Source organism: Flavobacterium sp. (assembly GCF_031422135.1).
Taxonomy (GTDB): Bacteria; Bacteroidota; Bacteroidia; order Flavobacteriales; family Flavobacteriaceae; genus Flavobacterium.
Window position 1 is genome coordinate 25,289 of record NZ_JANOQD010000022.1, and the last position, 21,345, is coordinate 46,633.

19 protein-coding genes and 1 pseudogene are annotated in these 21,345 nt (G+C 35.2%); all 20 read left to right on the forward strand.

The window, feature by feature from the left end; translation table 11 throughout:
* The first annotated feature begins 13 nt into the window (after positions 1-13).
* The 20 genes and pseudogenes from RMO70_RS03625 (at position 14) to RMO70_RS03720 (ending at position 21,285) form a co-directional block, all read left to right on the forward strand.
* The gene (locus RMO70_RS03625) at positions 14-391 is read left to right on the forward strand and encodes a hypothetical protein (protein WP_310555061.1); all 378 of its coding nucleotides are present in this window, start codon (positions 14-16) and stop codon (positions 389-391) included.
* Positions 392-582: 191 nt separating this feature from the next.
* Positions 583-1,452: a DUF3347 domain-containing protein gene (locus RMO70_RS03630; RefSeq protein ID WP_310555062.1), complete on the forward strand. Its 870-nt coding sequence runs from the start codon at positions 583-585 to the stop codon at positions 1,450-1,452.
* A gap of 2 nt (positions 1,453-1,454) precedes the next feature.
* Positions 1,455-1,922, forward strand: coding sequence for a TlpA disulfide reductase family protein (locus RMO70_RS03635; protein ID WP_310555063.1), 468 nt, complete (start codon positions 1,455-1,457; stop codon positions 1,920-1,922).
* A 6-nt stretch (positions 1,923-1,928) separates the two neighbouring features.
* Positions 1,929-2,426 (forward strand): heavy metal-associated domain-containing protein, encoded by a 498-nt coding sequence (locus RMO70_RS03640; RefSeq protein WP_310555064.1) that lies wholly within the window; start codon positions 1,929-1,931, stop codon positions 2,424-2,426.
* Positions 2,426-3,238, forward strand: a complete 813-nt coding sequence (locus tag RMO70_RS03645; RefSeq protein WP_310555065.1) for a hypothetical protein — start codon at positions 2,426-2,428, stop codon at positions 3,236-3,238. Before RMO70_RS03640 ends, RMO70_RS03645 begins: the two co-directional genes overlap by 1 nt.
* A gap of 109 nt (positions 3,239-3,347) precedes the next feature.
* Positions 3,348-3,653 carry a four-helix bundle copper-binding protein gene (locus tag RMO70_RS03650; RefSeq protein ID WP_310555066.1) on the forward strand — a complete coding sequence of 102 codons (306 nt, stop codon included), beginning with the start codon at positions 3,348-3,350 and terminating at the stop codon, positions 3,651-3,653.
* Positions 3,654-3,719: 66 nt separating this feature from the next.
* Positions 3,720-3,995: a heavy metal-binding domain-containing protein gene (locus RMO70_RS03655; RefSeq protein ID WP_310555067.1), complete on the forward strand. Its 276-nt coding sequence runs from the start codon at positions 3,720-3,722 to the stop codon at positions 3,993-3,995.
* A 37-nt stretch (positions 3,996-4,032) separates the two neighbouring features.
* Positions 4,033-4,185: a hypothetical protein gene (locus RMO70_RS03660; RefSeq protein ID WP_310555068.1), complete on the forward strand. Its 153-nt coding sequence runs from the start codon at positions 4,033-4,035 to the stop codon at positions 4,183-4,185.
* Positions 4,186-4,240: 55 nt separating this feature from the next.
* Positions 4,241-6,868 carry a cation-translocating P-type ATPase gene (locus tag RMO70_RS03665; protein ID WP_310555069.1) on the forward strand — a complete coding sequence of 876 codons (2,628 nt, stop codon included), beginning with the start codon at positions 4,241-4,243 and terminating at the stop codon, positions 6,866-6,868.
* A gap of 50 nt (positions 6,869-6,918) precedes the next feature.
* Positions 6,919-7,473, forward strand: a complete 555-nt coding sequence (locus tag RMO70_RS03670) for an ATP-binding protein (protein ID WP_310555070.1) — start codon at positions 6,919-6,921, stop codon at positions 7,471-7,473.
* Between the two features lie 63 nt (positions 7,474-7,536).
* The gene (locus tag RMO70_RS03675; RefSeq protein ID WP_310555071.1) at positions 7,537-8,799 is read left to right on the forward strand and encodes an efflux RND transporter permease subunit; all 1,263 of its coding nucleotides are present in this window, start codon (positions 7,537-7,539) and stop codon (positions 8,797-8,799) included.
* A 23-nt stretch (positions 8,800-8,822) separates the two neighbouring features.
* The gene (locus RMO70_RS03680; protein ID WP_310555072.1) at positions 8,823-10,718 is read left to right on the forward strand and encodes an efflux RND transporter permease subunit; all 1,896 of its coding nucleotides are present in this window, start codon (positions 8,823-8,825) and stop codon (positions 10,716-10,718) included.
* Positions 10,719-10,746: 28 nt separating this feature from the next.
* A complete protein-coding gene (locus RMO70_RS03685; protein ID WP_310555073.1) occupies positions 10,747-12,000 on the forward strand; it encodes a TolC family protein in 1,254 nt (417 codons plus the stop codon).
* A gap of 2 nt (positions 12,001-12,002) precedes the next feature.
* Complete coding sequence (locus tag RMO70_RS03690) at positions 12,003-13,163, forward strand: efflux RND transporter periplasmic adaptor subunit (RefSeq protein WP_310555074.1); 1,161 nt, start codon at positions 12,003-12,005, stop codon at positions 13,161-13,163.
* 92 nt (positions 13,164-13,255) lie between these two features.
* Positions 13,256-14,470, forward strand: coding sequence for an efflux RND transporter periplasmic adaptor subunit (locus tag RMO70_RS03695; RefSeq protein ID WP_310555075.1), 1,215 nt, complete (start codon positions 13,256-13,258; stop codon positions 14,468-14,470).
* 83 nt (positions 14,471-14,553) lie between these two features.
* Positions 14,554-14,681, forward strand: a pseudogene (locus RMO70_RS03700) (AraC family transcriptional regulator); the annotation flags it as partial.
* Positions 14,682-14,758: 77 nt separating this feature from the next.
* Complete coding sequence (locus RMO70_RS03705; RefSeq protein WP_310555076.1) at positions 14,759-17,296, forward strand: heavy metal translocating P-type ATPase; 2,538 nt, start codon at positions 14,759-14,761, stop codon at positions 17,294-17,296.
* Between the two features lie 7 nt (positions 17,297-17,303).
* Entirely contained in the window at positions 17,304-18,176 is an 873-nt protein-coding gene (locus RMO70_RS03710; protein ID WP_310555077.1) for a DUF2911 domain-containing protein, read from the forward strand.
* 4 nt (positions 18,177-18,180) lie between these two features.
* Entirely contained in the window at positions 18,181-20,802 is a 2,622-nt protein-coding gene (locus tag RMO70_RS03715) for a multicopper oxidase domain-containing protein (protein ID WP_310555078.1), read from the forward strand.
* Positions 20,803-20,958: 156 nt separating this feature from the next.
* Positions 20,959-21,285: a DUF6660 family protein gene (locus RMO70_RS03720; RefSeq protein ID WP_310555079.1), complete on the forward strand. Its 327-nt coding sequence runs from the start codon at positions 20,959-20,961 to the stop codon at positions 21,283-21,285.
* Positions 21,286-21,345 lie beyond the last annotated feature (60 nt).

The window sequence follows — 21,345 nt, forward strand, 5'->3', positions numbered from 1 at the left end:
TTTAATTTTATAAATGAAAAAATACCACTTCATATTAATTGTAGTATTAGGCTTATTCCCTATGCCTGATAGTGCTATAGCTTGTGGTAAAGGTTCTGAAAAGAGTTGCTGTAAAAAAGAAATTTCATCTACTAAAAAAGAAAAAAAGAGTTGTTGTGGTAGCGACAGTTCCAAGAAAAAAGACCACAAAGGTTGTAAAGGCAAATGTGGTCATTCAGAATGTGGTTGTTCTTCTACGTGCCCAGCTTCTTCAGTAAGTTTTTTATCTGAAATTAATTTAAAAAATAATATGTTTAACTATTCTTCAATCGAAAAAGTTAAATTTTCATACACAACACCATCAATCTCAGATGGTTTTTATTCCATTTGGCTAATTCCTAAAATAAGCTAAATTCCTTTTTTGACAGCCACAAGTGTGTCAAATTCATAGCGTTTTGCTATTCAATTTACAACAGTTTTAGAGTATTTTTTGCTACGCCATTATTTGTGTTGCATTAATATTTCTCCCGCAACTGTTATTTATCCAAATTAATTTTTATCAACCAATCAAGGTAGTTCACTTTGATTACAATTTTATTTAAAATGAAAAATTCATTTATGAAAATAATGGTGGCAATTTGCGTATTGCTATCAACTTCAATTCATGCACAAATTAAAAATGCCAAAACCGAGAAGGTTAAAATTTATGGTAATTGCGGAATGTGCGAAACCAAAATCGAAAAAGCAGGAAACATCAAAAAAATAGCTAATGTCGATTGGAACCACGAAACCCAAATGGCAACGATAACTTATGATGCTACCAAAACAAATCAAGACGAAATACTCAAAAGAATTGCATTAGTAGGTTACGATAGTGATAAGTTTCTTGCTCCGGATGATGTTTATGATAATCTTCATGGTTGTTGTCAATATGATAGAGTTGCAAAAGTTGCAGTAAAAACAGGAACACAAACGTCTGCTAATACAGAGGAACACGCAAATCACAATCATGCTGAAACGCAAACAAATGAAGCAACAAAAGTGAGTCAATTAGATGCTGTTTATGAAAGCTATTTTTCTTTAAAAGATGCCTTGGTAAAAACTGATGGAACCATGGCTTCAGCAGCTGCAAAAGAATTATTAGCCTCCATAAATGCAGTGAAAATGGGTGAATTAAAAATGGATGTTCACATGGTTTGGATGAAAGTTTTAGAAAATCTTAAAAAAGATGCCACAGCAATTTCATCAAGTACAGATGCAAAGAAACAAAGAGATTCTTTTGATACACTTTCCGTTTCTCTATACGAATTGATTAAAGTTTCCAAATCGGATGAAACGGTTTATTATCAATTTTGTCCAATGGCAAATGACGGAAAAGGTGCCAATTGGTTAAGCAAAGAAAATAATATTAAGAATCCGTATTTCGGTTCAATGATGTTAAGTTGTGGAAAAACGGTAGAAACAATCAAATAAAAATGAGGACAATAGTTGTTTTTATAATTCTAGTATTTGCTACAACAACGCTGAGTGCGCAACTCAAAATCGGAGATAAAATACCAAACTTTGTTTTAATCAATCAAAACAATGTAGAAGTGAATAGCAATCAATTCAAAGGAAAATTTATACTGATTGATTTTTGGGCTTCTTGGTGTGCGCCGTGCAGATTGGGCAATAAGAAATTAGTGAAACTTCACGATGATTTTGGAGCTGATAAAATCCACATTATTGGAGTTTCATTAGATACAGATAAATCTAAATGGATAAAAGCCATTGAAAAAGACAAAATAAAATTCACACAACTAATAGATCCAAAAGGTTTTGACGCAACTACCGCGATTCAATTTGGGGTAGAAGAATTACCCTCTAAATTTCTTTTTAATCAAGAAGGAATTTTAATAGCGATTAATCCAAGCGACGAAGAAATAAGTAACTATTTAAATTAATAAAAAATGAAAAAAATAAATAATACCTACCTACTGTTAGCTTCAGTAGTGATGTTAATAAGCACAAATACCTATGCGCAAATTTCAAAAGCAGAAATCAGGGCAACGGGATTAACCTGTTCCATGTGTTCCAATGCTATAAACAAACAACTCAAAAGCTTACCAGAAGTGGTTAATGTAGAAACCGATTTGAACACCAATACATTCACAGTAACACTAGCAGAAGGTAATGCATTAACCCCAAAAGTGTTTAAAGAAAAAGTAGAAAAAGCGGGCTTTTTTATTGGCTCATTGGTGCTGACCACAAAAGCTGAAACCATCAAACAAGGTGCTTATGTTTTAGTTAATAACGCTTCAAATAATAATACCGAAGTCCAAATTCAAATTTTAGACAAGGGATATGTTACAGAAAAAGAATTTAAGAAATTATCAAAATCGCTCAAGAATATTGTAACCTATAATACAAACAACGAAGACGATTTCCATATTAAATATTTAAACTAATGAGAAAGGGAATCATTCTTTTATTGGTGTTTGCATTTCAAAAAAATTACAGTCAGGAGTTATTTGTCGTATCAGATCCTGCGAGTAATGTTCCGGCAAATACGTTAAGCGTGCGACTTTCACAATCGTTGTTTAAAGAAGAATTTGTATCGGGTTATAATTACCATTTAATGCCCGAAGTTACATATGGTTTAAATAAAAATTTGATGTTTAGAGCTTCTGCTTTTGTGAGTAATCGTAGTAATAAATTGGTAACCGAAGGTGGTAGTTTTTATACTAAATACCGTTTTTATTCTACAGATGATTTGAACAGCCATTTTCGATTAGCAGCTTTTGGAAGATATAGTTTAAATAATGCCGACATTCATCAGGAACAAATTGAAATCATGGGTCACAATACAGGTTTTGAAACAGGATTTGTGGCAACTAAATTGATAAAAAAAGTAGCTATAAGTTCATCCGTAAGCTTTGAAAAAGCATTCGACAACAAACCCAATTATCCTTTTCCGGATGGTTTGGGAGATAATGCAACAAACTATACTTTGTCTTTTGGTAAATTGATGTACCCAAAAAAGTACACCAGTTTCAAGCAAACCAACATCAATTTGATGGTTGAATTTGTCGGACAGACCATCAACGAAGACGGTAAATCCTACCTTGACGTTGTTCCTGCAATTCAGTTTATTATCAATAGTCAGGCACGGATAGATTTAGCATACCGTCAAGAGTTGGTGAGTTCTATGTTAAGAACTGCTCCAAATGGTTTTTATTTTAACTTGGAGTACAACTTTTTTAATGCTTTTAATAAATAGTTAGTATGAATTATACAACTTAAATAAATAAACGTGTAACATTCTAAATATAAGTGTGTTGTATTTTCGAGGCGCGTAGAAATTAATCTACAACTAATAAATAAATACAATGAAAAATGTTCAAGTAAGTATCGAAGCGTGTTTATCCTGTATGGTTGAATGTGAAAAATGTGCTGATGGTTGTTTAACAGTAAAAGACCATTTAGAATGTGTAAAACTATGCCGTGATTGTGCCGACATTTGCGCACTTTGTGCTAGATTATGTGCCAGAGGTTCTCAATTTGCTGATGCACTTTGTGCATTGTGCGTTAAATGTTGTGAAGCGTGTGCAACAGAATGTGATGAACACGATATGGAATGTTGCAAAAAATGCGCCGATGCTTGCAAAAAATGTGCAGATGCTTGTAGAATGTAAAAACTAATCAAAACAATATTAAATGCTTGTAGTAAAGTATTTAGTATTGTTTAAAAAAATGAAAAAATGAAAAAAATAATCTTTTCAGCCATAATAATGGCATCCGTACTGGTTTCATGCAACCAAAAAAACAAAGAAGGAGCAACTGACGATTCCCATATGATGGGCAACGACAGTACCATGATGGATAATGATACAACAATGATGAACGACAAAACTAAAACAATGGAAAATCACGAAAAAATGTATGCCTGTCCAATGCATCCGGAAGTGCAAGGCAAACTCAATGACAAGTGTTCCAAATGCGGAATGGATTTAACCGAACCTGTTCCTGAGAAATAAGACGAAGAATTATAATACCTAATTCTGGGACATAGCTGTGAATGGCATTGAAGTAGGTTTTGTGTACATTTTCGATGCCATAAAAAAATCAAGCGCAGTAGCCATTAAAGAATTAATGAGCCAAGATGTCGAAGTAATTATGCTAACAGGAGACAATGAAAACTTTTTAGTTTTTACCCTTAATTCCTAATAACGATAATTAAACAATAAGTCAAAGTTTCAGCTTTGTAATCAATTAATTGACCATGGGAAGCATTAAACTAAATAGTATTCCGTATTCAGTAGGACCAGAAGAAGTAATTGCTGCTTTGCAGTCTGATGGTAAAAGCGGGCTATCTTCATCAGAAGTCGATAAACGCTTGAAAGAATATGGCGCCAATAAAATTGAAGAGAAAAAGAACAAGAGTCTTTGGCTTATTTTTCTAGATCAATTTAAAAGTCCAATTGTATGGCTGCTTGTTTTTGCTGCTGGCTTATCTTTTTATTTTAAAGAATGGGTGGATGGTATTGCCATTCTTGCCGTGATTCTTATTAATGCGCTTATCGGATTTTACATGGAATTCCAAGCGGAGCGTTCTATGAATACGCTAAAAAAATTATCAGCCGTACCAGCCAAAGTACTACGGAATAAAAAATTGGAAGAAATAAATGCCGAAGATATCGTTCCGGGTGATGTGGTTTACATTGAAGCTGGAGACATGATTCCTTCCGATGGTAGAATTTTTAATGCCACACAAATGCAGATTGACGAATCAGCATTAACAGGTGAATCTGTTCCGGTTGAAAAACAAATCGAAAAGTTGAAAACCGACACCACACTTGCTGAACGTAATAACTCACTTTATAAAGGAACTTATACTACAAAGGGCAACGGTTATATGGTAGTGACGGAAACCGGAATGGAAACCGAACTTGGTAAAATCGCACGAATGGTTCAAACAGCCAAACAAGCTGCTACACCTTTAGAAAAGAAACTGGAAGATTTCAGTAAAAAATTGATTTGGATTACTGTAGGATTGGTAATCGTAATTTTTGTCGCAGGGCTATTAAACGGACAAAACCTACTTGAAATGCTTCAAACTTCCATTGCGTTGGCTGTTGCAGCTATACCCGAAGGATTGCCTATAGTAGCAACAATGGCGTTGGCGCAGGGTATGATGAAAATGGCAAAGTACAAAGTGATTGTAAAAAAACTTTCGGCTGTTGAAACACTAGGCGGAACCAATGTGATATGTACCGATAAAACAGGAACGCTTACGCAAAATAAGATAGAAGTCAATACAATTATAACCCCTGCCAATAATCCGGAAGCCCTTGAAATTAGTAATCAAATTGCCGTTTTATGCAATACAGCAGAGTTACAAAAAAAAACTGGTGCTGTTAAAGAAATTGGAGACCCTCTTGAAATCGGATTGCTGAAATTTGCCTTGAAAAACAAATTTAATATTAAGAAATGCCGAAGCCAATTTCCTAAAATAAAAGAAGAACCCTTTTCTTCCGAAACTAGAATAATGGCAACGCTTCATAAGTCTGAAAAAAAGCAAACTGCTTATGCTAAAGGAGCTTCCGAAGAATTGCTTATCCGTTGTAATCGTATTTTAAATGCAGACGGAATCACAAAATTAAATACTAAAAAAAGAAATGAATGGATGCAAAAAGCCGAAGAGCTTGCCAATTCAGGATTAAGAGTAATTGCAGGAGCATATAAACCAGAGACTACTTCAAATGAGGATATCACAGCCGATCTTGTATTTGTTGGACTTTTTGGAATGATAGACCCTCCAAGAAAAGATGTTTTCGCTGCGATAGAGGAATGTAAAACAGCGGGGATCAATGTAATAATGATTACCGGAGATCATCCAGCCACAGCCAAAAATATTGCACTCGAACTTGGCATTGCAAGTAATGATAATTTTAAAGCAATGGTAGGAAAAGAAATGAACGATTACGAACATTTGAAGGAAAAGGAAAAGTCAAACTGGTTGGACACAAAAGTTTTTGCAAGAGTAAGCCCTAAACAAAAGCTAGACCTTGTTACTGTTTTACAAGAAAGAAAAAATATTGTAGGAATGACAGGTGATGGAGTAAACGATGCTCCAGCATTAAAAAAAGCCGATATTGGTATTGCAATGGGGTTAAGAGGCACACAGGTTTCCCAAGAGGTAGCAGACATGGTGCTAAAGGACGATTCCTTTTCATCTATTGTAATAGCCATTAGACAAGGGCGTGTTATTTTTGAGAACATACGGAAGTTTGTTATTTACCTACTCTCCTGTAACTTAAGCGAGTTATTAGTGATTGCAACGGCAGCGGTATTTAGCCTTCATTTTCAATTATTTCCTATTCAAATTCTTTTTATAAATCTTATTACAGATGTTTTGCCTGCCCTTGCTTTAGGAGTAACGAAAGGCAGCGCAGACATAATGCAAAGACCTCCACTAAACATTGGCGAACCTATTATTGATAGAAAAAGATGGACTACTATTTTCTTTTATTCAATTGTTATTGGAGCTACTAGTGTAGGTGCCGTTTTATTTAGCCATTATGCAATTCACAAAACGGAAGCATGGAATTCGGAACTTTGTAATAATATTTTATTCTTTACGCTAATCTTTTCACAACTTCTTCATGTACTAAATATGGGGAGCAATACCTCCTTTTTCAAATCAGAAGAAATCAAAAGCAAATACATATGGGGAGCAATTATACTTTCATTAATCATTTTGATAGGCTTTTACAATATTGAACCAATGAGAAAAGTATTGTCGCTTTATGACATGTCTATCAATGATTGGCTCATTTCAATTGGAGCAAGTATTGTTTCCTTAATAATAATTCAGATAGGTAAGAAATTAAAAATCGCACAGCAATAAACAAAGCAACAACATTAAATAGTAATGATAAAAAGAATTACAGTACTTAAATGAAAAAAGTAATTATCAATAATCATACAAGGCAAACCAATTGGTACGTTATAACAGGCGGTCCAAGTTCTGGGAAGACCACAACAGTCAATATACTTCGTGAACGAGGATATATTACAACTATGGAGCATGCCCGACATTTTATTGACACACAGCGGCTAAAAGGAAAAACCATTGAAGAGGTTAGAAAAAATCAACTGGAATTTCAATTAGGTGTTTTAGACATGCAGATTGAGCAAGAGAACGAAATTGCACCACACGTTCAAGTTTTTCTTGATCGGGCAATACCCGATGCGCTTGCCTACTATCGTTTTTTAAAGTTGAATGAGGATGAAAGATTGACAGAGGCATTACAAACTGTCTCTTATAAAAAAGTTTTTATAATGGATTACCTACCTTTAAAAAATGATTATGCAAGAAATGAAAATGCAGAGGCTCAAAAAAAAATTCATCAATTGATAACTGAGGTATACGAATCATTGCCTTTCCCGGTTGTACACGTTCCTGTGCTTCCGGCAGAAGAGAGAGTAGATTTTATTTTGAATAATCTTTAACTATCAATGTAAATAATAAAACTAGGGTTTCAAGTGTAAAATGTAGACTTAAAGAAAATAATAATGATAAATTACTTTATAACCCAGGCACTTAAAAATCGCATTATCGTTTTGCTCATCGCAGCAGGAGTTACTGCTTATGGCATTTATGCAGTAAAAAATACGCCAGTTGATGCTATTCCCGATTTATCAGAGAATCAAGTCATCATTTTTACAGAATGGATGGGGCGTAATCCGCAAATCATCGAAGATCAGATTACTTATCCATTAGTAAGTAATTTACAGGGAATTCCTAAAGTAAAAAACATACGCGCTAACAGCATGTTCGGAATGAGTTTTGTTTTCGTGATTTTTGATGATGATACCGATATTTATTGGGCACGAACAAGGGTTTTAGAACGATTAAATTATGCGCAACGTCTTTTACCCGAAGGTATTATACCTACACTTGGACCAGACGGAACTGGATTAGGTCATGTTTATTGGTACACTTTGGAAGCTCCGGGCTATGATTTAGGAGAACTTCGGGCATTACAGGACTGGTACGTCCGCTTTGCTTTACAGACTGTTGATGGTGTTAGTGAAGTTGCTTCTTTTGGCGGCTTTCAACGACAATACCAAGTAATAGTTGACCCCAATAAACTTCGTTATCATAACATTCCTTTAATGGAGGTTACAGAAAAAATTAAAGCAAACAATAATGATGTGGGCGGAAGAAAATTTGAGCAATCAGATATCGGTTATATTATTAAAGGATCGGGGTACATTAAAAACATAAAAGAAATTGAAAATATTCCGCTTAAAACCATTAACTCTGTTCCTGTTAGAATAAAAGACATTGCTACTGTTCAAATGGGAGGAGAACTAAGGCTTGGTATTATTGATGAGAATGGTGAAGGTGAAAAAGTGGGTGGTATTGTTGTGATGCGTTATGGAGAAAATGCAAAAGATGTAATAGAAAGAATCAAGGAAAAATTACCAGATATCGAAAAAGGATTACCTCCCGGAGTAAAATTTAAAATTGCCTATGACCGTTCCAACCTTGTGGATGCTACTATAGACACCTTGAAGGAAGCAGTAATAGGAGAAATTATAGTTGTGGCAATCGTGCTATTCATCTTCCTGCTTCATGTAAGAAGTGCATTGATAGTCGTTATTACAATTCCAATATCTGTTCTTATTTCATTCATCATGATGAGTTGGTTTGACATCACCTCAAATATAATGTCCCTTGCAGGCGTTGCTCTTGCCGTGGGTGATTTGGTGGATGCCGGAATTGTAATGGTCGAAAACGCAATGAAATCCATCAGCGGAGAAGAAGATTAATTTTTTAAGTTAAAATAAATCAAATGGTATCAAACGAAGAAAGAGAAAAGAAAATTGAAGCGTCTTCCAAGCTGATTGGAAAAGCGGTGTTTAATTCCATACTGATTACACTCGTATCTTTCAGTCCGATTCTTTTCCTTACAGGACAGGAAAACAAACTATTTTCACCATTAGTATGGACTAAAACATTTGCTATGATTGGCTCTGCCTTTGTAGTTATATTTCTTGTTCCGGTACTTATGACACTATTTCTCAAAGGAAACGTAAGACCTGAAAGCAAACATCCAGTTTCACGTTTTTTCCTTTGGATGTACAATCCTATAATCCGTTGGTGCTTAAAATGGAAAAGAACAACTTTGGCGTTAAGTCTTGCATTAGTGTTGGGAAGCATTCCTCTTGTACTCAGTCTTGGAACTGAATTTATGCCGCCATTAGATGAAGGTTCGCTGCTTTTTATGCCTGTTACCCTGCCCGATGTTTCAAATTCAGAAATAAAAAGAATCATGCAGGTACAGGATAAACTAATTATGACTGTACCTGAAGTGCAAAATGTTCTCGGAAAAGCCGGACGGGCAAATACTGCCACAGATAACGCACCGATGAATATGATAGAAAGCATCGTACTATTGAAACCACAATCGGAATGGAGAGAGGGTTTTTCTAAAGATGACATCATTAACGAGTTAAACGCTAAACTACAAATTCCGGGAGTTATAAACGGGTGGACACAACCCATAATCAATAGAATCAACATGCTGTCAACCGGTATTAGAACCGATGTTGGAATCAAATTATATGGTCAAAACATTGATACTATCAATAAATTGGCACAGCAATTTAAAAAAGAGCTGGAAGGATTAGAAGGAGTTAAAGATTTATATGTAGATCCCATTGTAGGCGGAAAATACATTGACATTAAAATAAATAAAGAAGAAATAGGAAGATATGGTCTTTCAGTAGACGATGTAAACATGTTTATTGAAACAGCCATTGGAGGAATGAATGTTACCACTACAATTGAAGGTCGGCAACGGTTTTCTGTCAATGTTCGATTTGCTCAGGATGCTCGTGATGAAATCAATAAATTGAAAAATTTGCCATTACAAACAATGGATTATGGTTCTATTCCGCTTTCCGCAGTTGCTGATATTAGTATTACAGACGGACCTCCTATGATAACTTCAGAAAATGCAATGTTAAGAGGAACGCTTCTGTTTAATGTTCGTGAAAGGGATTTAGGAAGTACCGTAAATGATGCCAAAAAGAAACTCGATGGTGCTATTAAAAAATTGCCAAAAGGGTATTTTTTAAGTTGGAGCGGACAATATGAAAACCAAGTACGGGCGGAGGAGCGATTGAAAATGATTATTCCCTTTGTCTTATTAATTATTATGGCTATCCTTTATTTTACATTTCATACGTTCAGAGAAGTACTTATAGTCCTTTCAGCGATTCCTGTTGCTTTGGTTGGTGGAGCTTATTCATTGTATTTCTTCGATGTTAATTTTTCAGTTGCCGTTGCTGTTGGTTTTATTGCCTTGTTTGGAGTTGCAGTAGAAACTGGGGTGTTAATGTTAGTCTACATGAATAATTCTGTGCAAAAAAAGGTGAGCAAGATTGCTACCCAAAATAAATCAATGACAAATCAGGATATAGAAGATGCCATTTATGATGGTGCTGCTTTAAGATTAAGACCAAAGTTAATGACCGTTTTCGTTGATATTATTGGGCTAATGCCTGTTTTACTAGCCACTGGAACGGGTAGTGATGTAATGAAACCAATTACAATTCCATTTGTTTTTGGGTTAATAACCTCTACGTTATTTGTGCTGATTGTCTTGCCAGTATTATATGCCTTGGTTAGAGAATACGAATTAAAAAAACACGGTAAACTAATAGTAAAGGAGTTTGAGGATTAATATTCACAAATAAGTAAAGACATTTTCAATGATAAATAGTAAATATTATTTCGTTTTAGTTTTGATTTTAAGCTGCATTACTGTTAAGGCACAAACGCTTTCATTGGAGGAAGTTTTGACCAATATCAAAACAAATAATCCACAATTGAAAATGTATGATGCCGATATACAAAGTATGAATGCTGCGGCAAAAGGAGCTAAAAGTTGGATGGCACCGCAAGTCAGTACTGGATTTTTTATGACACCTTACAATACCCAAATGTGGAAGGCTGATGAAATGAACCCCGGAATGGGGAATTACATGATTGGTTTTACACAAATGATTCCGAATGCTTCCAAACTAAAAGCCGACTTTAATTATATGAATGCGATGTCGTCTGTCGAAGCCGAAAATAAAAATTACACTAGTAACCAATTGAATGCTCTTGCAAAAACCAACTATTACCAATGGCTGATAGGCAATAAAAAAATAAAAATTGCCAATGATAATTTATTGCTTTTGGAATATATGATTAAAAGTATGGAAATACGATACCAGTACAATATGGATAAACTACCAACATATTATAAAGCAAAATCACAATACAGCATATTAGAGAATATGATAGTAATGTTACAAAATGACATCTCCCAAAAACGGATTATGCTCAATACGTTGATGGCAAGAGATAAGAACACCGCTTTTGAAATAGATCCAACCTATACATTAAATGATTTTGATCTCATAAAATCAGATTCCACATCACTTTCTCAAAACCGAAGCGATGTAAAGGCTATTGAAAAAACAATTGCCTTAAATCAATTAAAAATAACTGCCGAAAAAACAAAATTATTACCCGAGTTTGGTGTCAAGTACGACCACATGTTTGCTTTTGGGGAAGACCCAAACCAATTTACATTAATGTTAATGGTTAATATTCCTTTTGCACCATGGTCATCAAAAATGAACAAAGCCAACATCAATAGTTTTAAAATAAAAAACGAAAGCCTGAACTTTCAAAAACAGATGATTCTCAATGAAGCTTCAGGGATGATTTCAGGAATGAATGTAGAGCTGACAAACTTAAAAAAGCAGTATGACATTACTGAAAAAAAAATCATTCCAGCATTACGAAGAAACTACGATACTAGCATTATAGGATGGCAAAGCAACACTGGGGATTTATTCGTTGTTCTTGACGCTTGGGAAGCACTCAACATGGCGCAAATGGATAGTTTAGATAAATTGCAAGCCATTCTAAACACCCAAATAGAAATCGAAAAACAATTGGAAACCAAGTAATTATGAACCGATACTTAAAATATAGTTTAATAGTTCTAATCATTTCCATTATTGGGTTTGCGATTTATTACTTTGTAATAAAATCAGATGAACCAAAACACACGCAGCATCAAAAAAAAGGCTCCGGTGATACAATAAAAAGCACCTCAATCGAGAATCTTTTAAAGCGTACCGATAATTTTATTGTGGGTAATTACAAAACCACCACACCCAAAGATACCATTATAAATAGTGAAATAAATTTGCCCGGAATTGTAGCATACGACCCCAATTCTTCCGTAAATATTGCGGCAAGAATAAGTGGACGAATAGAAAAAATGTATGTCAATTATAAATACCAAAAAGTAACTAAAGGACAAAAGCTTTTTGATTTGTACAGTCCAGAATTACAGACCGAACAGCAAAATTTCATCTATTTAGTTACCAATGATACAGACAACCAATCAATCATCAAAGCATCAAAGCAAAAATTGCGGCTCTACGGAATGACTCTAAACCAAGTAAATGCATTGACATCCTTTAAAAGAGCAAATCCGGTAGTTTCGATATACAGTCCTGCTTCTGGAATCATTCAGGGAACGGAAAGCATGACTAAAAGTACAGAGGGAAGCATGCAAAATTCTAATATAACAACAGAAGCTTTAACCATTAAAGAAGGAGATTATGTTAAAAAAAGTGAAGTCGTTTTTAAATTAGTCAATACAGATAAAGTTTGGGGTGTTTTTAATGTCTTGCAAGGTTATAACAGTTTAATTAAAATTAATCAATCAATCAAAATTTCATCCGAATTTATCGAAAACGAACCTATAACTGCAAAAGTGAATTTTATTGAAACACAATTCAACCAGACAGATAGAACCAATAGAATTAGGGTTTATCTAAACAACAGTTCGCTAAGATTACCAATAGGTTTGCGATTACAAGGTATGGTAAAAACAAATTCAACAAAAGCAACTTGGCTAGAAAAAGAAGCTTTGGTGACCATTGGAAATAAAAAAATAGTATTCATAAAAATGAAGGATGGTTTTAAAGCAAAAGAGATAAAAACGGGTATGGAGATCAATGATTTTATCCAGCTAATTGACGGTATTTCGGTTGAAGATACCATTGCCAAAAATGCACAATTTTTAATTGATAGCGAAAGCTTTATTAAAACAAAGTAGTTATGAAATGCCAATTATTAATTAAATTGAGAGAAACTGTAAATGTTTTTTGGCATTACATGTGACAAATAAAAAACAATAAAAATGAACACATGAAATTAATAAGTAAAATCAGTATCCTATTTATATTATTTACAATAGTAATAGCTTGTAATAGTAAAAACAAGGAAGACCACAGCAAACATGATACAAAAGAAAGTGTTTCCTATACTTGCGCTATGGACCCTCAGATAAGAGAAAGCAAACCGGGAAAATGTCCTATTTGCCAAATGGACTTAACGCCAATTAAAAACGACGATTCTGCGGCGAACGAAATAGCGTTGAGTGACCAGCAAATAAAATTGGGCAACATCACTATGCAAACTATAGCAGAATCAGGAAATAGTTTAGAGGAAACCTATACAGGTGTTCTGTCCATCAATCAGGAAAAAGTTAAAACCATATCTTCAAGAGCTATGGGACGAATCGAAAAGCTGTATTTCAAAACCACAGGAGATTATATTAGTAAAAATGCAGCGGTTTATCAATTATACAGCGAAGATATTGCGATAGCCAAGCAAGATTATTTCACTGCCTATAAACAACTTACAATGCCCGGTGATTTTGGAAAAAATGCTAAAACGATGCTAAATGCTGCCAAACAGAAACTAGTATTCTTTGGCTTATCCAACACCCAAATTGAAAGTATAAAAAAGAGCAATGAAATTTCTCCTTATACTACTTTCTACAGCACATCCAGTGGATATGTTACCGAAATACTAACCACAGAAGGCAGTTATATCATGGAGGGTTTAGGAATACTCAAATTAGCAGATTTAAATAGTCTTTGGCTCGAGGCGCAAGTAAATGTAAACTATGCTAAAAGTTTAAAAATTGGACAAAACGCAAAAATTTCATTTACTGATTATCCAGATAAGACAATAAATGCCACAGTTTCATTTATTAACCCGGAAATAAATCCAGATACCAGACTTCTTTTAATTCGGATGGAAGTCCCAAATCCGAACTTATTCTTAAAACCCGGTATGCAGGCAATGGCAAAATTAACCCAACCTAGTGTAAAAGGGGTATTTATTCCAACAGATGCTGTTATCAGAGAAGAAAATGCGGCTTATATATGGATAGAAAAAAGACCAGGGGTATTCGAGAACCTAATGGTGGAAACAGGATTGGAAACGAATGGAATGATAGAAATTAAATCAAAAGTAAATCCTTTTAAAAAAGTAGTTATTACTGGAGCGTATGCTATTAATAGTGAATATATATTTCGTAAAGGAAGTGACCCTATGGAAGGAATGAAAATGTAGAATGTTTTAAAATAACCTAAGAATGAAATTATATATAAAAAATAGGGTTTTTAGCCGTTGTAAAATAGAAGTAAAGTCTGTGAATTGCCTATTCATTAAATTACAGCAGCGTTTCGCATTTAAGTAACCAATTTAAAAAAGTAACTGGCTTTTCACCAACCTACTTCAGAATTTAAAAGCCATAAATAGAAAACAAATAGAGGATTTATAAATCTTGCACATCAAACCCATAATTGCGCAAAGGCAGAAAAGCGGTTATAATAGAAATTTGTATTAAATAAGATAAAAATGAAACAAACTTACAATATTACCGGTATGACTTGCGATGGGTGTCGCTCTAAAGTCGAAAAAGCATTGAATACTATTGAGGGCATTGAAGCTAAAGTTTCATTAAGTCCACCCATAGCTACTATAACTATGGAAAAGCACATTCCAACAGAAAAGTTGCAAGAAGCTTTGGCAGCAGTCGGAAAATACACCATAGAAATGAGCAAAGGAGACGTTATGGAGCATTCTCTAACAAACCAAGCTTCTGAAAAATCATGTTGCTCTACCCAATCTCATAATCATAAAAAAGAAACTACTTTACCGAACAATGCTCAAGGAAAGTATTATTGCCCAATGCATTGTGAGGGAGAAAAAGTATATGACAAACCGGGCGATTGTCCCGTGTGTGGAATGCATTTGGTGAAAGAAGTAGAATCCGTAGCAAGCAATGCCTTATATACTTGCCCAATGCATCCCGAAGTTATTCAAGACAAGCCAGGTTCGTGTCCGATATGCGGAATGGATTTGATACCAATGAATCCAAGTGATACCGAAGACCAAAAGACATATAAGGATTTAGTTAAGAAAATGAAAATAGCCGTTGTTTTTACGGTTCCCATTTTCGCCATTGCAATGATAGAAATGGCACATAACAATCCTTTATTTAAAATAATGGATGCTCCTAAATGGAATTGGGTACAATTACTGCTTTCGCTTCCTGTAGTTTTTTATGCCTGTTGGATATTCTTTGTCCGTGCTTGGAAATCGATAATTACTTGGAACTTGAATATGTTTACCCTTATCGGAATTGGTACAGGAGTAGCTTTCTTATTCAGTTTAGTCGGAATGTTTTTTCCCGACATTTTCCCAAGTGAATTCAAAACCGAACACGGTACAGTATTACTATATTTCGAAGCCACAACGGTTATACTGACTTTAGTTTTATTAGGTCAATTATTAGAAGCCAGGGCACACAGTCAAACAAGTGGTGCTATCAAGGAATTATTAAAACTCGCACCAACCGAAGCCACTTTAGTAATAGACGGAGGCGATAAAGTAATTTCAATCCATGACATAAAAAAAGGTGATTTACTAAGGGTAAAACCAGGAGACAAGATTCCTGTTGATGGCAAAATTACAGATGGCGAAAGCAGTATCGATGAAGCCATGATAACAGGTGAACCAATACCTGTTGACAAAAAGAAAGATGATAATGTAATTGCCGGAACAATCAACGGTAACAAATCCTTTGTGATGATAGCTGAAAAAGTAGGTTCAGAAACCTTACTTTCTCAAATCGTGCAAATGGTAAATGACGCTTCTCGTTCAAGAGCACCTATTCAAAAACTAGCCGATAGTATCTCTAAATATTTTGTGCCCATTGTAGTAATCATTTCTGTTATAACCTTTTTCATTTGGGCAAAATTTGGTCCCGAACCGGCATTAGTATATGGTTTTATAAATGCCATCGCAGTATTAATCATCGCGTGTCCTTGTGCATTGGGATTGGCAACGCCTATGTCAGTAATGGTAGGTGTTGGTAAAGGCGCACAATCCGGCGTTTTGATAAAAAATGCAGAAGCTTTAGAAAACATGAATAAGGTTAATGTTTTAATTACAGATAAAACAGGAACCATCACCGAAGGAAAACCATCTGTGGAAAAAATTTATTCGTCCAATAGCAACGATGATGATTTGTTACAGAGCATAGCTTCACTGAACCAATATAGTGAGCATCCATTAGCACAAGCCGTAGTCAATTATGGCAAAACAAAATCCATTTCATTAATCGAAGTAAAAGATTTTGAAGCGGTTGCCGGTAAAGGAGTTACAGGAACAGTAACCAATAAAAAAGTGGCATTAGGAAATAAAAAGCTTATGGAACAAGTCAAAGCAACAGTTTCTGATGATTTAGAAAACAAAATCATTGCAGAACAAAAACTCGGAAAAACAGTGTCATACATAGCCATTGATGGAGTTGTTGTTGGTTTTGTGTCCATTTTCGATGCCATTAAAGAATCAAGCGCAGCAGCCATTAAAGAATTAATGAGCCAAGGTGTAGAAGTAATTATGCTAACCGGAGACAATGAAAACACTGCCAAAGCAGTTGCTGATGAATTGGGATTAGCGTCGTATAAAGCAGGATGTTTACCAGAGGACAAACTCAAAGAAATCAAAAAATTACAAGCAGAAGGTAAAATTGTGGCCATGGCTGGCGATGGTATAAATGATGCACCGGCATTGGCGCAAGCCAATATCGGAATTGCAATGGGAACAGGAACAGACGTAGCCATAGAAAGTGCCAAAATCACTTTAGTAAAAGGCGATTTACAAGGCATCGTAAAAGCCAAAAACTTAAGCCATGCTGTAATGAAAAACATAAAGCAAAACCTATTTTTCGCCTTTTTCTATAACGTTCTTGGTGTACCAATAGCAGCAGGAGCCTTATATCCTTTTTTTGGTATTCTACTATCTCCAATGATTGCCGCTTTAGCAATGTCATTTAGTTCGGTATCAGTAATTGTAAATGCTTTACGACTGCGAAATTTAAAACTTTAAATAAAAAATGAAAAAAACTATCTTAATAAGCATAATGCTTTTACAATGTGTTTTACTGTCAGCACAAGACAAAGTTCAAATTAGAGTTACCGCATCAAGCCCGGCAGCATCGTTTGAGCAAGAAGTTGGTAGCGCAAAAATAAAAGTAGCATACAGCAGACCATTAGTAAGAGGCCGAAAAATATTTGGTGAGTTAGTGCCTTTTGATAAACTATGGCGCACTGGTGCTAGTGATTGTACAGTGCTAACCACTTTCGAAGATATTTCCTTTGGTAACACTATCTTAAAAGCCGGCAGTTATTCAATGTTCTCAATTCCTTCAATAAATGAGTGGACTATAATTGTTAACACAGATACTACTTTACATGGCGAAACCGGCTATGATGAAAAGAAAGACGTTATGCGTTTTAAAATCCCCACAGAAAAAAGTCCTTACTTCTATGAAACATTTACAATTGAATTAAATGACATTAATAGCAAAGGAGAAGCTTTTCTAAAAATACTTTGGGAAAATACTACGGTCAAAATACCAATAAAGAGCAAGGAAGACGATGCTTTATTAGCATTAATAGACCAACATGTCATTAAAGGAAAAACTCAAGATGCTGCTTTGTTATTTCAGGCTGCTAATTATTATTATAGCACTAATAGAGATAATAAACTAGCAATAACATGGCTCTTAGAAGCAGAAAAATTAAATCCTCAAAATTTCTATTATCCAAATTTGAGACAAAAAATAGCTTCAGAATTAAAAGAGTATACCAATGCGATTGAAGCAGCAAAGAAAGCACTTGCACTGGCCGAAAAGGAAAAAATGAAAAGTGCCATCGAGACATTAAAGAAAAGAATAGCGGATTGGGAAATACTAATAAAAAAGTAAAATCATGAAAGCCAAATTATCAATTATAGTTTTTCTTTTTTTCATAAATCATTTTGTTACAGCACAAAATAATGCACCGCAAACATTTTATACATGTGTGATGCATCCCGAAATTCATTCACCCAAACCCGGGAAATGTCCAAAATGCGGTATGGCGTTAGTAAAAGAAAAACAAAAGAAAGTTGAACCGAAAGCGAGTGCTAAACCAAAAGTCGTAACACCTGTTAAAAAGACAACACCCGAAAAAGCTAAATCTGCGGAGACAGACAAAGTCGACAAGGAAAAAGACCATGATATGAAAAACATGGAAAACGTCAAGGTTAAACCACCTGTAAAAAAGAGAGTGATAAAAGATGAGCCACCAAAAGTAGTCCGATACGATTTATATGTTCGAGATACAGTGGTAAATTTTTCCGGAAAATCAAGAAGAGCAATAGCGGTTAATGGACAAATTCCAATGCCTACCTTAACTTTTACTGAAGGTGATACCGCAGAGATTTATGTCCATAACGAACTTGATGAAGAAACATCATTACACTGGCATGGGTTGTTTTTACCCAATAAGGAAGACGGTGTGCCCAATCTTACTCAAATGCCAATAAAGCCACACAGCACCTACAAATATTCCTTTCCAATTCGGCAGCACGGTACACACTGGTACCATAGCCATTCAGGATTGCAGGAGCAAATTGGAATGTATGGGTCGTTTGTAATGAATAAAAGAAACTCCGACCCTAATTTTCGCGAAGGTATAGACGATCTTCCAACAATTCCGATTGTGTTAAGCGAATGGACAGATATCAATCCCGAGAATGTCCATAGGATGTTACACAATGCCTCCGATTGGTTTGCAATAAAAAAAGGCACAACCCAAAGTTACGGTGAAGCTGTAAAACAAGGTTATTTTAAAACCAAAGTTGTCAATGAATGGAAGCGTATGAACGCAATGGATGTCAGCGATGTTTATTACGAGAAATTTTTAATCAATGGAAAAAACGAGAGCCAGCTTTCGCAATTTAAATCAGGAGATAAAGTAAGGTTACGGGTGTCCAACGGAGGTGCTTCTAGTAATTTTTGGCTTACATACGCCGGAGGTAAAATTACCGTGGTAGCCAGTGATGGTAATGATGTTGAGCCTGTTGCCGTAGACCGTTTGCTTATTGCAGTTTCTGAAACCTATGACGTTATCCTCACTATTCCCGCAGAAAACACATCCTATGAGTTTTTAGCCACACCCGAAGACCGAACAAAATCCACTTCCCTATATATTGGCAATGGCATCAAGCAGCTCATTTCACCATTACCCAAACTGAAGTATTTTGAAGGAATGCAAATGATGAACGATATGATGAAAATGAATGGAGACCTGGACGATATGGGAATGCAGATGTCGTTGAACCAAATGGACATGAACGCAGTAATGTACCCGGAAATCACAGGCCCACAAGAAAAAGGATCTAAAGAAATGCCCATGGAAATGGACAACGGGAAAAGCAAAAACGAAACCCCCGATAAAATGCAGGGAATGGATAAGGACGAGAAGCAAAATCACTCCGGGCACGACATGGGCAATATGGCAAATAAGTACAATCCTAATGAACTTGCAGATATCGTAACATTAAACTATGCGATGCTAAAATCGCCAATAAGCACTGCATTATCAAAAGACGCTCCTGTCAGGGAACTAAAGTTTGAACTTACTGGAAATATGAACCGGTATGTTTGGAGTCTGGACAACAAAGTCGTTTCCGAATCCGACAAAATCCTGATTAAAAAAGGAGAGATTTTGCGAATCGTTTTGCATAACAATTCTATGATGCGTCACCCAATGCACTTGCACGGTCATGATTTCAGAGTCATTAACGGGCATGGCGATTATGCTCCCTTGAAAAATATTATCGACATCATGCCAATGGAAACAGACACAATTGAATTCGCTGCAAGCGAGGACGGCGGAGACTGGTTCTTTCATTGCCATATTCTGTATCACATGATGAGCGGAATGGGCAGGGTTTTTTCTTATGAAAACTCGCCTCCAAATCCTGAAATTCCAAACCCTAAATTAGCGCAACGAAAATTATTTGCCGATGACAGAAGGTTTCATTTCATGGCAGAAAACGATTTTGCTACCAACGGAAACGACGGTATGGCAATGTTTAGCAACACACGATGGAGTATAGGCACAGAATGGAGATTAGGTTACAACAATCATCACGGTTATGAAACAGAAACACACATTGGTAGATATATTGGCAAAATGCAATGGTTAATGCCATTCATTGGCTTTGATTGGCGTTATAGAGAAATGGAAGAAGGCGAAATAGAAGAAAACCTATTCAATCAGTCAAATACCAAAGATAATCGTTCCGTTTTTAGTGCAGGTCTTGAATATACTTTACCCATGCTTATAAAAGCACAAGCAGAAGTGTTTACTGATGGAAATTTTAGATTACAATTTGAAAGAATGGATATTCCGGTTTCCAAAAGAGTTCGTATGGATTTAATGTGGAATACTGACAAAGAATACATGGCAGGATTACGGTATATTATAAAAAGGAACTTTAGTGCAAGGACCCATTATGACAGCGACATGGGATTTGGTGTTGGAGTGAGCCTGAATTATTAAGGATTGAAAACTAATATCACATCATAATATTGATCTTTTATCTAATACAAATAATCTGTTGCCAAATTTAAGAATTAGAGCATTAAACGAATTCAATCTTTTACTGCTCTTTTTTTTTAATTAAAACTATAAATAAAAATTACTATTTTTACACTCGTGAAATTCTTAAATTACATATTATCAATCTATTTAGTGGCATTATCATGTTTGCCTTGTGCAGACATGGAGGAAAGTAGTGCCGCTCATAAAGCCATGGAAATTGCTTCAAATCACGACAATCACTCGCATGATAAAGAAAATGATTTGTGTTCGCCATTTTGCAGTTGTAATTGTTGTGGCTCACAAATAGTAACCTATTTCAAAGCCATATCAATTAATTCTTCGGTAGTTTCGAAAGACATAGCAACCCAATTACCAACTTACACTCCTAAATTTACTTCTAATTTCTACGGAAGTATTTGGCAACCACCTCAAATAGTATAACGATGCCCGAGTAATTTCGGGTTAGAAAGTTGTGACCATATCACAAATAATGGCAGATAA

Excerpts from the sequence above, each read along its gene's own strand:
- RMO70_RS03625 (WP_310555061.1), top strand. The coding sequence starts at position 14 with ATGAAAAAATACCACTTCATATTAATTGTAGTATTAGGCTTATTCCCT.
- RMO70_RS03640 (WP_310555064.1), top strand. The coding sequence starts at position 1,929 with ATGAAAAAAATAAATAATACCTACCTACTGTTAGCTTCAGTAGTGATG.
- RMO70_RS03645 (WP_310555065.1), top strand. The coding sequence starts at position 2,426 with ATGAGAAAGGGAATCATTCTTTTATTGGTGTTTGCATTTCAAAAAAAT.
- RMO70_RS03690 (WP_310555074.1), top strand. The coding sequence starts at position 12,003 with ATGAACCGATACTTAAAATATAGTTTAATAGTTCTAATCATTTCCATT.
- RMO70_RS03710 (WP_310555077.1), top strand. The coding sequence starts at position 17,304 with ATGAAAAAAACTATCTTAATAAGCATAATGCTTTTACAATGTGTTTTA.
- RMO70_RS03685 (WP_310555073.1), top strand. The coding sequence starts at position 10,747 with ATGATAAATAGTAAATATTATTTCGTTTTAGTTTTGATTTTAAGCTGC.
- RMO70_RS03680 (WP_310555072.1), top strand. The coding sequence starts at position 8,823 with ATGGTATCAAACGAAGAAAGAGAAAAGAAAATTGAAGCGTCTTCCAAG.
- RMO70_RS03655 (WP_310555067.1), top strand. The coding sequence starts at position 3,720 with ATGAAAAAAATAATCTTTTCAGCCATAATAATGGCATCCGTACTGGTT.
- RMO70_RS03715 (WP_310555078.1), top strand. The coding sequence starts at position 18,181 with ATGAAAGCCAAATTATCAATTATAGTTTTTCTTTTTTTCATAAATCAT.
- RMO70_RS03675 (WP_310555071.1), top strand. The coding sequence starts at position 7,537 with ATGATAAATTACTTTATAACCCAGGCACTTAAAAATCGCATTATCGTT.
- RMO70_RS03705 (WP_310555076.1), top strand. The coding sequence starts at position 14,759 with ATGAAACAAACTTACAATATTACCGGTATGACTTGCGATGGGTGTCGC.
- RMO70_RS03630 (WP_310555062.1), top strand. The coding sequence starts at position 583 with ATGAAAAATTCATTTATGAAAATAATGGTGGCAATTTGCGTATTGCTA.
- RMO70_RS03635 (WP_310555063.1), top strand. The coding sequence starts at position 1,455 with ATGAGGACAATAGTTGTTTTTATAATTCTAGTATTTGCTACAACAACG.
- RMO70_RS03650 (WP_310555066.1), top strand. The coding sequence starts at position 3,348 with ATGAAAAATGTTCAAGTAAGTATCGAAGCGTGTTTATCCTGTATGGTT.
- RMO70_RS03670 (WP_310555070.1), top strand. The coding sequence starts at position 6,919 with ATGAAAAAAGTAATTATCAATAATCATACAAGGCAAACCAATTGGTAC.
- RMO70_RS03665 (WP_310555069.1), top strand. The coding sequence starts at position 4,241 with ATGGGAAGCATTAAACTAAATAGTATTCCGTATTCAGTAGGACCAGAA.
- RMO70_RS03695 (WP_310555075.1), top strand. The coding sequence starts at position 13,256 with ATGAAATTAATAAGTAAAATCAGTATCCTATTTATATTATTTACAATA.